The 13,049-nt window shown below is 63.3% G+C and carries 10 protein-coding genes; all 10 read left to right on the top strand.

What is annotated here, in order from left to right; genetic code table 11:
* Positions 1-68 precede the first annotated feature (68 nt).
* The 10 genes from hisD (at position 69) to HNQ81_RS10955 (ending at position 12,709) form a co-directional block, all read left to right on the top strand.
* A complete protein-coding gene (gene hisD, locus HNQ81_RS11000; RefSeq protein WP_183351314.1) occupies positions 69-1,382 on the top strand; it encodes a histidinol dehydrogenase in 1,314 nt (437 codons plus the stop codon).
* Positions 1,372-2,091: a 16S rRNA (guanine(527)-N(7))-methyltransferase RsmG gene (gene rsmG, locus HNQ81_RS10995; protein ID WP_183351312.1), complete on the top strand. Its 720-nt coding sequence runs from the start codon at positions 1,372-1,374 to the stop codon at positions 2,089-2,091. The genes hisD and rsmG overlap by 11 nt, the downstream gene beginning before the upstream one ends.
* 81 nt (positions 2,092-2,172) lie before the next feature.
* The gene (gene leuB, locus HNQ81_RS10990; RefSeq protein WP_183351310.1) at positions 2,173-3,246 is read left to right on the top strand and encodes a 3-isopropylmalate dehydrogenase; all 1,074 of its coding nucleotides are present in this window, start codon (positions 2,173-2,175) and stop codon (positions 3,244-3,246) included.
* 15 nt (positions 3,247-3,261) lie between these two features.
* Entirely contained in the window at positions 3,262-4,179 is a 918-nt protein-coding gene (locus tag HNQ81_RS10985; protein ID WP_183351308.1) for a ribose-phosphate diphosphokinase, read from the top strand.
* Positions 4,145-6,922, top strand: a complete 2,778-nt coding sequence (locus HNQ81_RS10980; RefSeq protein ID WP_183351307.1) for a sigma 54-interacting transcriptional regulator — start codon at positions 4,145-4,147, stop codon at positions 6,920-6,922. Before HNQ81_RS10985 ends, HNQ81_RS10980 begins: the two co-directional genes overlap by 35 nt.
* Positions 6,923-7,071: 149 nt before the next feature.
* A complete protein-coding gene (locus HNQ81_RS10975) occupies positions 7,072-8,526 on the top strand; it encodes a DUF2867 domain-containing protein (protein WP_183351305.1) in 1,455 nt (484 codons plus the stop codon).
* A gap of 219 nt (positions 8,527-8,745) precedes the next feature.
* Positions 8,746-9,771 (top strand): UV DNA damage repair endonuclease UvsE, encoded by a 1,026-nt coding sequence (uvsE, locus tag HNQ81_RS10970; RefSeq protein ID WP_205240218.1) that lies wholly within the window; start codon positions 8,746-8,748, stop codon positions 9,769-9,771.
* Between the two features lie 23 nt (positions 9,772-9,794).
* Positions 9,795-10,700 (top strand): phosphogluconate dehydrogenase (NAD(+)-dependent, decarboxylating), encoded by a 906-nt coding sequence (gnd, locus tag HNQ81_RS10965; RefSeq protein ID WP_183351303.1) that lies wholly within the window; start codon positions 9,795-9,797, stop codon positions 10,698-10,700.
* Positions 10,701-10,703: 3 nt separating this feature from the next.
* A complete protein-coding gene (locus tag HNQ81_RS10960; protein WP_183351301.1) occupies positions 10,704-12,056 on the top strand; it encodes a glucose-6-phosphate dehydrogenase in 1,353 nt (450 codons plus the stop codon).
* Positions 12,050-12,709: a cyclase family protein gene (locus HNQ81_RS10955; protein WP_183351300.1), complete on the top strand. Its 660-nt coding sequence runs from the start codon at positions 12,050-12,052 to the stop codon at positions 12,707-12,709. Before HNQ81_RS10960 ends, HNQ81_RS10955 begins: the two co-directional genes overlap by 7 nt.
* Positions 12,710-13,049: the final 340 nt, after the last annotated feature.

Below are 13,049 nucleotides of genomic sequence, written 5' to 3'. Positions count from 1 at the left end.
TGCCGCTGTCGTCATTATCGCCACTATCAACGGGCCTCGGTCCTCAATCAGAGAGAAATGGAAACATTATGTCAATCGTTCCAGTAGCCACAGCGAGTCCGGAGGGCCGGGAAAAGATTTCGAATCTGCTCAATCGGTTCCAGGATGCCGATTCCTCCTGCCGCACTGCCGTGGCGGAGATCCTGCAGCGGGTGCGGACGGAAGGGGATGCGGCGGTACTCGAATACTGCCGGCGTTTCGATGCCCCTGCGATGACCAGCGCCGGCCTGCGGGTGACGGAGCCGGAGATGCGGGCCGCCTACACCTTGATCGATGCGGATTTTCTTGCCACCCTGAAGGTGGCGATCGAGCGGGTCCGCGTCTTCCATGAGCGGGAGATGGAGGACAGCTGGCTGCAGACCCGGGATGACGGGGCGATCGTCGGCCGGCTGGTCCGTCCCGTCGATTCAGCCGGCCTCTACGTCCCGGGCGGGCGGGGCGGCTCGACGCCGCTGGTCTCGTCAGTGCTGATGAACGGCATCCCGGCCGGGATCGCCGGGGTTGGCCGACGGGTCATGGTGACGCCGCCGGACGAACAGGGTGAGGTCAACCCTCACCTGCTGGTGGCGGCGCAGGAGATCGGCATCACCGAGATCTACAAGGTCGGGTCGGCCTGGGCCATCGCCGCCCTGGCCTTCGGTACCGCGACCATCCCGCGGGTCGATGTCATTGTCGGGCCCGGCAACCAGTATGTCGCCGAGGCCAAGAGCCAGGTATCGGGGATGGTGCGGATCGACATGATCGCCGGGCCGTCCGAAGTCCTGATCGTCGCCGACGGCGAGGCCGATGCCGCCGCGGTTGCCGCCGACATGCTGGCCCAGGCCGAACACGATTCCCAGGCCCTGTCGGTGCTGGTGACGACCGACGCCGAGCTGGCCGGCCGGGTCCCGACCGAACTCGAGCGGCAGCTCGCCGCCCTGTCGCGGCAGGAGATCGCCCGCCGGTCCCTGGCCGATCGCGGGGTCATTCTGGTCGCGGCCGACCTTGCCGAAGCGATCGATCTGGCCAATGCGATCGCCATCGAGCATCTCGAGCTGATGATCGCCGATCCCTGGGCCCAGATCCCCCATATCCGGCACGCCGGCGCCATCTTCCTCGGCCACCATACCCCGGAGGCGGCCGGCGACTATCTCGCCGGCCCCAACCACGTCCTGCCGACGATGGGGACGGCCCGCTATGCCTCGGCCCTCGGGGTCGACACCTTCCTCAAGAAGAGCTCGCTCATCTCCTATTCCCGGACAGCGCTGGCCCGGGATGCCGACCATATCCGCCGCTTGGCCGGTCTCGAGGGATTGACCGCCCATGCCGCCTCGGTGACGGTCCGGCTCGGCGATGGGAAGTAAGACGGAGCCGGGGCGGGGGGAGGCGTTCCCGGATCTCCTGCTCCGGGGGGCGGCGGCGCTGGGGCTGGAACTCGACCGCGAGGCCGTTGCCGCTCTGGCCCTCTACCATCGCGAGCTGCAACGGTGGAGCGGCAAGGTCAACCTGATCGCCAGGAACACGCCGGAGGCCCAGATCGTCGAGAGCCATTTTCTCGACTCGCTGACCCTGCTGCCCCTGCTGCCGACCGGTGCCCGTCTCCTCGATATCGGCACCGGCGCCGGTTTTCCGGGGCTGGCGTGCAAGGCGGTGCGGTCGGATCTGCGCCTGACCCTGGTCGAACCGCGGCTCAAACGCGTCTCGTTTCTGCGTCACATCGTCCGGACCCTGGGCGTGACCGGGGTGACGATCGTTGCCGGTCGGATCGAGGACGAACGGCAGTTGCCGTCGACGGCCCCCTTCACCCATGCCACCAGTCGAGCCGTTGCCGATATTGCCGGCTTTCTGACGATGGCCGGCCGGTTCGCGCAGCCGGGACTGAGGCTGATCTGCATGAAGGGGCCGAAATGGCAGGAGGAAATTGCCGCCGCCGATCCCGTCATCACCACCCTGGGGCTGAAGCTCGAACAGGTCTGCGAGACGACCCTGCCGTTTTCCGGCGCCATGCGGGCGCTGCTGGTCTTTGCCGCCGCTGATGACGTGGCACTGGCCAAATCGGGCGCTATCTGTTAAAGAAGAGCTCGCGGTGTACCGGTTTGTCTACCCAGGGATTCCGAAAGGACGAAATCGAGATATATTATTCAGGTGATACCAATGAAGAAAATAGCGGTACTGGCCGGTGACGGGATCGGCCCGGAGGTCATGGCCGAGGCCGTCAAGGTCCTGAAGGCGGTGCAGAAGAAATTTGCCGTCGAATTGTCCTTTACCGCCGCCGATGTCGGCGGCTGCGCCATAGATCGGCACGGCGAGGCCCTGCCGGCGTCGACCCTGGCCCTCTGCGAAGGCAGCGATGCCATCCTCTTCGGCTCGGTCGGCGGGCCGAAGTGGGAGGACCTGCCGCCGGCGCAGCAGCCGGAACGGGCGGCCCTGCTGCCGCTGCGCAAGCATTTCGATCTGTTCTGCAACCTGCGTCCGGCCAAGGTGTTCAAATCCCTGACCGCCGCCTGCCCGCTCCGCTCCGATATCGTCGGGGAAGGGTTCGACATCCTCTGCGTCCGTGAACTGACCTCGGACATCTACTTCGGCCAGCCCAAGGGCCGTGACGGTACCGGTCTCGAGGAACGGGCCTATGACACGATGCTCTACACCCGCTTCGAAATCCAGCGGATCGCCCGCATGGCCTTCGAGGCGGCCCGGCTGCGGCGCAAAATAGTCACCTCGGTGGACAAGGCCAATGTCCTGACGACGATGGTCCTGTGGCGCGAGGTCGTGATCGAGGTGGCGCAGGAATACCCGGACGTGCGGCTCAACCATATCTACGTCGACAACGCGACGATGCAGCTGGTCCGCGACCCGCACCAGTTCGACGTCCTGCTGTGTGGCAACATGTTCGGCGACATCATCTCCGACGAGGCGGCGATGTTGACCGGATCGATGGGCCTGCTCGCCTCGGCCTCGATCAACAAGGACCGCTTCGGCCTCTACGAGCCGGCCGGCGGTTCGGCCCCGGACATCGCCGGTCAGGGCATCGCCAACCCGATCGCCCAGATCCTGTCGGCGGCGATGATGCTGCGCTACAGCTTCGGCTGGGACGAGGCCGCCGCCGCCATCGACCGGGCGGTCGAGACGACGCTGGAGAAGGGCACCTGTACCGCCGATATCGCCGTCGACCCCAGCCGGGCGGTCGGCACGGCGGCGATGGGCGATGCCATTGTCGCGGCACTGTAATACCCGGAGGAGGAGATGTCGCTGAAGGAAGATATCATTCTGGTGGCCAACGAGGCCTCGACCGATCTGGCCCGGAAGGTGGCGGCCCGGCTGGATGTCCCCTTTTCCGAGATGTTGCGGCGGCGATTCGCCGACGGCGAGACCTATCACGCCTTTCCCCGTTCGATCTCCGGCAAGAACCTGATCATTATCGGCGCCACCCATACCGAATACTCGTACCAGGAGCTGCTGGACCTGATCCAAGGGGGGAGGTACTGGAACGCCGCCTCGATCAACGTCGTCATCCCCTATCTCGGCTATTCGACGATGGAGAGGGCCAAACCCGATTCGCACGAAATCCCGAAGGGGATCACCCGCACCCGCCAGATCTTCAAGGCCAGGCCCGATTTCGTCGCCTTCGTCGACCTCCATTCCGAGGCGGTGCTCCACGCCCATGGCGGCGAGATCAGCACCAAGCATGTCTGGACCGACAGCCTGGCGGTGGAGAAGATCCAGTCGATGGGGCTGGAGAATTTTGTCCTCGTTTCGCCCGACTACGGCTTTTCGAAGCGGATCGCCCGACTGGCCAGCATGCTCGACTGTCCGCATACCGCCGCCGACAAGGACCGCTTCGACACCGACAGGACCATCGTCGGCCAGATCTCCAGCGTCGTCCGCGGCCGGACCGCGGTGGTCTGTGACGACATGATCCGCACCGGCGGTTCGATTATCCAGACCGCTCAACGCTGTCTCGATGCCGGGGCCGCCGATGTGGTCGTCATGGCCACCCACCTGGTGCTGTCGGGAGATTCCCGCGACCGGTTCAAGGCAAGCCCGATCGGCAGGATCATCGGCTCCGATACCTATCCCGGCAGCGTCTCGGACGAACTTCTCGATGTCTATTCGGTGGCCCCCCTGCTTGCTGAAATCCTTGAGAAACATCTCCAGCTCTGAACGCGGCAGGGGAAGGCCGGTCGGGCAGGAAGCCGGGGCGCGGATCATGGGCGTCGGCCTGACCTGGGACCGGTGGACCCGTATCAATGCGGCGAAGCACGGCATGAACAAAGAACACATCCAACAGAGCCTGCAGCGGTCGATTCTTTTTCGGGACGTCGATGCCTCCGATCTTGCCGCTTTCAGCGAGATCTGCCGCATTCAGACAGTCTCGGCGGGAGGATACGTCTACCGCCAGGGTGAGGCCAGCGAGGTGTTCTATATCATTGCCTGCGGCGAGGTCGAAATGATTCTCGAGCAGGGCGGGAAGGGGACCTGCATCGTCGGCCGAATCGGCCCCGGCGGTCATTTCGGCGAGACCGGCCTGCTAACCGGCAAGCCCCATTCCCTCAGCCTTCGCGCCCTCTTCGATCTGACCCTGATCTGTTTTGACCGGCGGACCTTCCGCAACGTGCTGCTGGCCAACAGCCGCCTCCACCGTCAGCTCGATGTGATCCTGGCGGAGCGGCTGCGTGTCGCCTTTCTTGACCAGGCCGATACGCTCTGCAGTCTGAGCCCGGCGACGGAGTCGACGAGCGGGTTTGAAGATGTCATCCTGATGAAGGAGAAGGTCCCGCATCTGATCCGCGCCAAAGGGCAGACTGCCAAATGGCAGAAGGCAATCTGCGAATCGCCGACGGCCCGCCGGACCAATATCGTCATCAATCGGCTCGCCGCCGGCAGTGAGCCGTTCATGTTGACCGGGGAGGCCGGGACCGGCAAGACCATCATTGCCCGCCAGATTCACAACCAGGGCGGCAGGAGGGATGGCCCGTACCTGGAGGTCGATGTGCGGCAGCACGACCCTGTCGACCTCTACAAGAATCTGTTCGGCAACGAGCAGACCCCCTTCCCCTTTGTTCAATCCCGTCAGGCCGGCTACCTCGAACAGACCTGCGGCGGCACCCTGGTCTTCACCCATGCCGAGCTGATCCCTTTCGACCTGCAGCACCGGATTCTCCAGGCCATCGACAGCGGCACCTTTTCCCACACCGACAGTGAGCGGCCGATCGCCCTGCAGTCGCGGATCGTGTTCGTCTGCAATCAGGATCTCGACCACCTGAGAGGCAACGGCAGACTGCTTCCAGGCCTGCTCGCCCTGTTCACGAAACAGCACTACCGGGTGCCGTCCCTGCGCGAGCACAAGCGCGACCTGCCGCGTCTGATCGAACATTATCTCGAGCGGTTCGGCAGGGAGTTCGGCAAGAAGATCAAGAAACTGTCACCGGAGACCCTCGGCCTCTTGATGAACTACGACTGGCCGGGCAACCTCGCCGAGCTCTCGAGCGTCATTCGGCGGGCGGTGATGCTGGCACGAACCGACGAGATCATCGCCGACCAGATCCTTCTCGGCCTGCCGAAGACCGAAGGTAAATGGGAGTTCAACATTCTGCGGATCGGCTGGATCAACAGGATTCTCAGGAGTCCGTTTTTCCCCCGGGTCCCCCAGATGATTGTCGGCGCGATCCTGCTGCTGGCGGTAATCACTCTTTTCTTCGGGCCGAAGGAGGCGGAACGCAATCTCGGCATCACCCTGAGCTGGTCGATCGGCTGGCCCCTGCTGTTCTTCTCCTTCTTCTTTCTGGCGAGGACCTGGTGCAGCGTCTGCAGCCTCGCCATGCCGGGCATCCTGATGCAGAATGTGATCAAGCCCCAGCGCAAGCTGCCGGAGATCATCAAGCGGTATTCCGGCTGGATCATGGCCGTCTTCTGCATCCTCCTCCTGTGGGTCGAGGTCGTCTGGAACGCTTATGATAACCCGATCCTGACCGGCTCGATCATCCTCACCATCACCCTCGGCTCGCTGCTGACGAGCGTCATCTATTCCCGTCGGGCCTGGTGCCGCTATCTCTGCCCGCTCGGGGCGATCAACGCCATATTCGCGATGCCCTCGATCATCGAGCTGCGCTCCAACCGCCATGTCTGCCTCAACCACTGCGAGACCCATACCTGTTTTGCCGGCGGCGAGGAAAACACCGGCTGCCCGATGTTCCGGCATCCTTACCTTGTCGACAACAACCGGGACTGCATCTTCTGCACCGCCTGCATCAAGAGCTGCAGCCACCGGGCGGTCCATCTCAATCTGCGCCTGGCCCCGCAGGAACTGTGGACCCTGCAGAACCCCCGCTGGGAGGACAGCTTCCTCATCGTCTCTCTCGGGGCGATCTTTTTCCCCTTCGCCCTGCATCGGAACTATTTCGAGATGATAACGGCCATCCAGGGACTCGGCGAACGATATGGTCTCCACCTGCCCGACCCGGTCGTCGGCAGTCTGATCTTTTTCGCGATGATCCTGATCTTTCAGGTGGCCTACTATCTGATGGTGACTCTCGAGGCGCGCGCGTTGAGGGTCAACAAGAAGCTGCTGCTGCCGTTGCTGGGTTACGGCTTCATTCCCCTGGTTCTCGGCGGCTACCTGGCGGCCCATCTCGAGTTCTTTGTCAGGGATTCCTGGAATCTGGTCCTGATTGTCCAGGAGGCCTTGAAACTGCCGGTTGCCACCGGCGATATCCGTCTGATCAGCCGTGATTCGACCGCCGTTCTCCAGACCCTGACGGTGATCGGCGGTCTGCTGGCTTCGATGTATGCCACCTACCGCATTGTCAACCGGGTGCTGGCGGGCGACAATCTGGAGTCGAGGATGGTCGTTCTGCCCTTTGGTTTTCTGGTCACCCTGGCCGTGCTCTTCATCGTCATGCTGTGATTGCCATCCGCCTGCGGGTCGGTGGTGCTGCCGGAACCGGTTGGGGGCCTCGGTTCAGGCGGTGGGCGACGAGCCCTCTCGCTTTTTCCCGGCCGGTCGGCGGAAAGCGTATTGCCTGCCATCAACTGTGTTGACAAGGAGGAAAGTCAGTGGCCGATCCAACATCAAAAACCGTCCTGATCACCGGCGCGACCGGCTATATCGGCCGCCGCCTCACCCATCGGCTTCTCGATGCCGGCGATTGCCGGGTCCGTCTGCTGGTGCGCAACCGCAACAAGGTCCAGGTGGCGATAGCCGGGCAGGTGGACATCCGCGAGGGATCGACTTTCGACGCCGCATCGCTTACGGCCGCGCTGGAAGGGGTCGATTGCGCCTTCTACCTGATCCATTCGATGGGCGAGGGCGAGGATTACCGCCGCCTCGACCGGGAGAGCGCCGAGAACTTCCGCCGCGCCTGCATCGCCGCCGGGGTGCGGCGGATCGTCTACCTGGGCGGTCTCGGCAAGAAAGAGAGCGCCAGCACCCACCTGCTGAGCCGGATCGAAACCGGGGAGGTGCTGTCGGCCGAACCGGAGAAGGTCCAGACGATCTGGCTGCGGGCCGGGGTCATCATCGGTTCCGGCAGCGCCAGCTTCGAGATCATCCGCAACCTCGCCCAGAAACTGCCGCTGATGATCACTCCCCGGTGGGTCCGCACCAGGACGCAGCCGATCGCGATCGCCGACGTGTTGTCCTACCTCCAGCATTCCGCCGACCTGGAGGTTGCCGGCAATCTGGTGGTCGACATCGGTGGGGAGGCCCTTCGCTTCCAGGACATGATCGTCCAGGCCGGTGCGGCCATGGGGCTGAAACGTGTCATCCTGCCCGTTCCGGTCCTTTCGCCGCGGCTGTCATCCTACTGGCTGATCTTCTTCACCCCGGTTCCCTACAAGATCGCCTCGGCCCTGGTGGAGGGGCTGAAAAGCGAAACCATCCTCCAGAACGACCACGCCGCGCGCTACTATCCGCAGGTCCGACCCTTGAACTTCAGTCAGGCGGTGGCTGCCGCCGAACTCGATCTGGCCCACAACCAGGTCGTCAGCCGCTGGTGCGACAGCAGCGCCCTCCGGGTCTGCGATATCCGTGATTACGATGACCCGGCCGGGGCGGTCCTGCGCGATGTCCGGGTCGTGCCGTTCGCCCGGGGCGAGAGGCAGCAGGATGTCTTTCGCTGTGCCTGCCGGCTCGGCGGCAAATTCGGCTGGTCCAGGTATACCGTACTGTGGCGTCTGCGCGGCCTGTTGGATAAAGTGGCCGGCGGCTACGGTCTCAACCGCGGCCGACGGGCACCTGACAGTCTGCGGGTCGGTGATGCCATCGATTTCTGGAAGGTCGTCGATATCCGTGAAGACAAACGGCTGTTGCTCTACGCCCAGATGAAGGTGCCGGGCCAGGCCTGGCTGGAGTTCGATGTCCAGCCGCAGCAGCTGGTCCAGACCGCCCATTTTCTGCCCCGCGGCCTGCTCGGCCGGCTGTACTGGTATTCCGTGCTGCCACTGCACAACCTGGTCTTTCAGGATCTGGCTGAGGCCGTGGTGAAAGGGGCACGGCAACCTCAGGGGTGAAATCCGGGTGTCGGACCCGATATCACCGTTCCCGTTACCCTCGCGTGCCGTTGTGGTCGTTGGCAGGGAATGTCCGCTGCATGCGTTTCCCCCGCCTCTCCTTTAAATCTGGCAGGTGCGAATACGACATGTGTTTGGTGATAAGAAAATAATAGTAATAACTATCATTGAAAAACCTGTCATTCATGGGCTTGGAAGGGGTATAAAGAACGAGAGAGAATGATCTGCAGAAAATTGCCGTACTGGAGCGGCGTTGGCAGATTGGTTGATGAGCAGGTGAGGTGTGGTGTGCGACTGGGTTTGTGCTGCCTTTTCAAAAAAGAAGAGATCTCCTTCAAGACCATTACGGCCAGGACGTTGCTGAACCTGGCCGCCGCGGATCGGCCGTACAGGCTATCCGCGGTCTGCGCCGCCAACGCCGACAGCCTGTTGCAGGCGGTCAAGGCCGTGCAGCGACTCGGCATCGGCGCCTTTCGCATCATGTCGCCGCTGTTTCCGCGGATGACCCACCCCGATGTCGGCTATCGCCTGGCCGATCTTCCCGACGGCCAGCGGATAGAGGAACTGCTCGACGAAGTCCGGAAGTGGTCGCTTTCCCACGATATCCGTCTCAGCTTTCATCCCGACCAGTTCGTCGTTCTGTCGTCGCCGCATGCTGCGGTCGTCGCCAATTCCATCCGCGAACTCGAATACCAGGGTTGGCTGGCCGAAATGGTGGGGGCCGATGTCATCAATATCCACGGCGGCGGGGTCTACGGTGACAAGCAAGGGGCGCTGGAGCGCTTCCGCCGGGTCTTTCCGACACTGTCACCGCGGGTGCGGAGCCGGCTGGCGATTGAAAACGACGACAACAGCTATACGGTCCGTGATCTCCTGCCGTTGGCCGAACGCCTGGAGATTCCTCTGGTCTATGATGTCCACCACCATCGCTGCCTGCCGGACGGGTTGTCGGTCGTGGAGGCGACGCGGCTGGCGGGGGCAACCTGGCAGGCGACCGGTCGTGAGCAATACTGCCATATATCCTCGCCACGGGCGGGATGGCAGGGCGGCAACCCGAAACCGCATGCCGATTATATCGATCCGGATGATGTGCCGGCCTGCTGGCAGGGGATGACGATGACGGTCGATATCGAGGCCAAGGCCAAGGAACTGGCGGTGCTCCGCCTCATGCGGGATCTGGCGGAGGCGGAGATGACGGCATCTGGGGCTGCAGACCCCGAGCCGGTATGGGCCGGGACAAGGTGACAACTGACAAGGGAGGGAAGGGTATGGAACTTGGTATCATCGGCATGGGAAAAATGGGTCTGCCGCTCGCCCTCAACGGGCGGGACAAGGGACTCGATATCGTCGTCCACACGACAGGGGTCGAAAAACTGGCGATGCTGGAACGAGAGGGGGTCCGGGGCTTCGCCCGGCTGGAGGAATTCACCGCAGCCCTGCGCCGCCCCCGCGCGATCTGGCTGATGGTTCCGGCCGGCAAGGCGGTGGACGACACCATCGCCCGGCTGCTGCCCCTGCTGGAGGGCGGTGACTGCATCATCGACGGCGGCAACTCCCACTACCGTGACAGCCAGCGGCGGCACCAGGAACTAGGCGACCGGGACATCCACTTCCTTGATGTCGGCACCAGCGGCGGCACCGGCGGGGCGAGGAACGGCGCCTGCCTGATGATCGGCGGCGACGCTGCGGTCTATGCCGCCCTGGAACCGGTGTTCGTCGCCTTGAGTGGCGGCATGGGCTGCGCCCTGCTGGGACCCTCCGGGGCCGGGCATTATGTCAAGATGATCCACAACGGCATCGAATACGGGATGATGCAGGCGATCGGCGAGGGGCTGGAGATCCTCCGTCACGGCCCTCTGCCCCTGGAACTGGATCGGGTCACCGCGGTGTGGCAGCGGGGCTCGATCGTTTCCGGCCTGCTGCTGGATGTGACGGCGGCGGCGCTGGCCCGGGAGCCGGGCCTGGAATCGATCCAGGGGATCGTCGCCGCCTCGGGCGAGGCCAACTGGACCGTCGAGGAGGCGGTGCGTATCGGCGTCTCGGCGCCGGTGATCGCTACCGCCCTGTTTTCCCGCTTCAAATCCCAGGACAAGCTGCGCTACGCGGAAAAGACCGTGGCGGCGATGCGTCGCGAATTCGGCGGTCACAGCGTTGTTGCCGACCAAGGGGAGTGAACCATGGACATGGGATCGCTGCTGTTTATTTTCGGCGCCACCGGGGATCTGGCCACCAAGAAGATCCTGCCGGCGTTGCAGCAATGGTATGGCGAGGAGATGCCTTTTGCCCGGATCTGGTGCCTGGGGAGGCGATCGCTGGACAAGCAGAGCTATTGCCGCCTGGTCGAGGAAAAAGGCGGATTCCTTCTGACCGACCCCCTGCGGGCGCGGATCGATTACCATCGCCTGGAATTCGATGACCCCTGGGCCTATGCCGACCTCCGTGACCGCTGCGACACGGAACCTGCCGTCGATGGGCGGAGGCTGTTCTTCCTGGCGGTCAAACCCGAGGCCTTCGTCACCGTGGCCACCCGCCTGCAGCAGGCCGGCCTCTTCATCGGCGGCGAGCCCAACCATCGACTGCTGTTTGAAAAGCCTTTCGGCGAGAGCCGGACCTCGGCCGAGGAGATCCAGGCCAGGCTGATGACCCTCGCCGTCGAGGAGCAGGTGTACCGGATCGACCATTATCTCGGCAAGGACATGATCCGCAATCTCCTCGCCATCCGCTTCGCCAACCGGATCTTTGCCGAGAGCTGGCACGGGCGGGCCATCGAAACGGTGGAAATTACCAGCATCGAGACGGCCGGAGCCGAGGAGCGGTTCGAGTATTACGACCGGGCCGGGGCGATCAACGACATGGTCCAGAGTCATCTCCTGCAGATGCTGGCGCTGGTGGCGATGGCGGCGCCGGACAACTTCGAGGCGGAGCCGATCCGCCGGCGCAAGATCGACGTCCTCCAGCATGTCGGTCTCGACCCCGATCGCCCACCCGTTCTCGGCCAGTATCGGGGCTATGGACCCGAGGGGATCGCGTCGCAGACGGAGACCTATGTCGAGGCCGCCTTCCGGGTCGATACCGGACAGTGGCCCGACACCGTCTTTCTGCTCAAAACCGGCAAGAAAATGGGTGAAAAACGGACCGAAATCCGTCTCCGCTACCGCGCCAGCTCCATGTGTCTGAACTGTACCGAGAAGGTGACGGCGGCGGCCAACGAACTGGTGATCGAGGTCTACCCCCAGGAGGGGGTTCTCTTTCGTTTCAATTCCAAGGTTCCCGGGTACGGATACGCACTGGAACCGGTGCTGGCCCACTACTGCCACAGCTGCAGGGTCGACGGCTACAAGCCGGAGGCCTATGTCAAGCTGTTGAAGGACGCCCTGGCCGGTGACAAGACCCTTTTCGCCAGTTTTGCCGAACTGCTGGTACAATGGCGGATTGCCGACCGGATCCGTGGTGCCGCCCGCGGACGAGGACCGGTGGTCTATGAACCCGGGACCATGATTGTCGGCGGCGAAGGAGGGATGGGATGTTGAACTGGATACCGGTGTCGCAGGCGATCCATGAAGATATGGCGGTGTACCGGGATAATCCGGAAAAGCGGCCGGTTATCGAGATCAGTCGGGAATTTGCCGTGCACGGGATGCATGAAAGCACTCTTCACCTGCCGCTGCATACCGGTACGCATATCGATTATCCCCTGCATGCACTTCCTGGAGGCAAATGTTCAAGTGATTACCAGCTCTTTCCGGCCGAATTCGAGGCCCTGGTGGTCGATGTGACGGCGCTGGCGCCGGTCAGCATCGGCCTGGACGAGGTCCGCGATCTGCCGTTGACGGGGGTGGAGGCGGTGTTCATCAAGACCCGGCGGACACTGCTGCGGCGCTTTGATCCGGATTTTCCCTGGCTGAGCGGCGCCGGCGCCGACTGGCTGGCGCAGTTTCCGCTGCGTTTTGTCGGCATCGATCAACTCGGGATCGAACGCAACCAGCCCGATCATCATACCCATTGCCGCCTGTTGGGTCGGGATATCCTCATTATCGAAGGCCTGGACCTGACGCCGATCGCTGGCGGCCGGCGCCGTTTCCGGGCCTTCTCTCTCGGCATCAGGGGGGTGGAGGCGGAGCCGCTGCTGGTCTTTGCGGCTCCGGTCCAGGGATCGGAACAGGCTGTTCTCGCTTCCCGGTGATGATCGTATTTTCTCAGCATCGATCATGCAGTCGTTCTCGCCTTCGCACGCCTGTCAAGTTCATTGAGCTTTAGCGCCTGGCGACGGCGGGACGGGAGCCGCGCTCGCGGTGTGAGCCGTGAAGCGCGGTCGATCGGGGGTCTGGTCCCGATTCGGGACCGGTCGGAGAGTCCGTCATTTCCTCGGATTCAAAATGAGTTCGGATATACACTGGGACTATCGGAGCTCGAGCTGCATACTGATGCGCCTTCGACGTGCGGTTATTGTTCACGGAAACCACATGTTGAAAATACCTTGCAGAACTTGACGCAGACACCTCCCGGTTTGCTTTTTGCCGGTT

Source organism: Desulfoprunum benzoelyticum (genome assembly GCF_014201505.1).
In the GTDB taxonomy this organism is placed as follows: Bacteria; Desulfobacterota; Desulfobulbia; order Desulfobulbales; family Desulfocapsaceae; genus Desulfoprunum; species Desulfoprunum benzoelyticum.
Note: the sequence above shows the minus strand (reverse complement) of the source record. Positions and strands in the feature narration are given on the sequence as shown.

Bases quoted from the DNA above. Each gene is read 5' to 3' on its own strand.
- hisD (WP_183351314.1), top strand. From the start codon at position 69: ATGTCAATCGTTCCAGTAGCCACAGCGAGTCCGGAGGGCCGGGAAAAG.
- rsmG (WP_183351312.1), top strand. From the start codon at position 1,372: ATGGGAAGTAAGACGGAGCCGGGGCGGGGGGAGGCGTTCCCGGATCTC.
- leuB (WP_183351310.1), top strand. From the start codon at position 2,173: ATGAAGAAAATAGCGGTACTGGCCGGTGACGGGATCGGCCCGGAGGTC.
- HNQ81_RS10985 (WP_183351308.1), top strand. From the start codon at position 3,262: ATGTCGCTGAAGGAAGATATCATTCTGGTGGCCAACGAGGCCTCGACC.
- uvsE (WP_205240218.1), top strand. From the start codon at position 8,746: ATGATCTGCAGAAAATTGCCGTACTGGAGCGGCGTTGGCAGATTGGTT.
- gnd (WP_183351303.1), top strand. From the start codon at position 9,795: ATGGAACTTGGTATCATCGGCATGGGAAAAATGGGTCTGCCGCTCGCC.
- HNQ81_RS10960 (WP_183351301.1), top strand. From the start codon at position 10,704: ATGGACATGGGATCGCTGCTGTTTATTTTCGGCGCCACCGGGGATCTG.
- HNQ81_RS10955 (WP_183351300.1), top strand. From the start codon at position 12,050: ATGTTGAACTGGATACCGGTGTCGCAGGCGATCCATGAAGATATGGCG.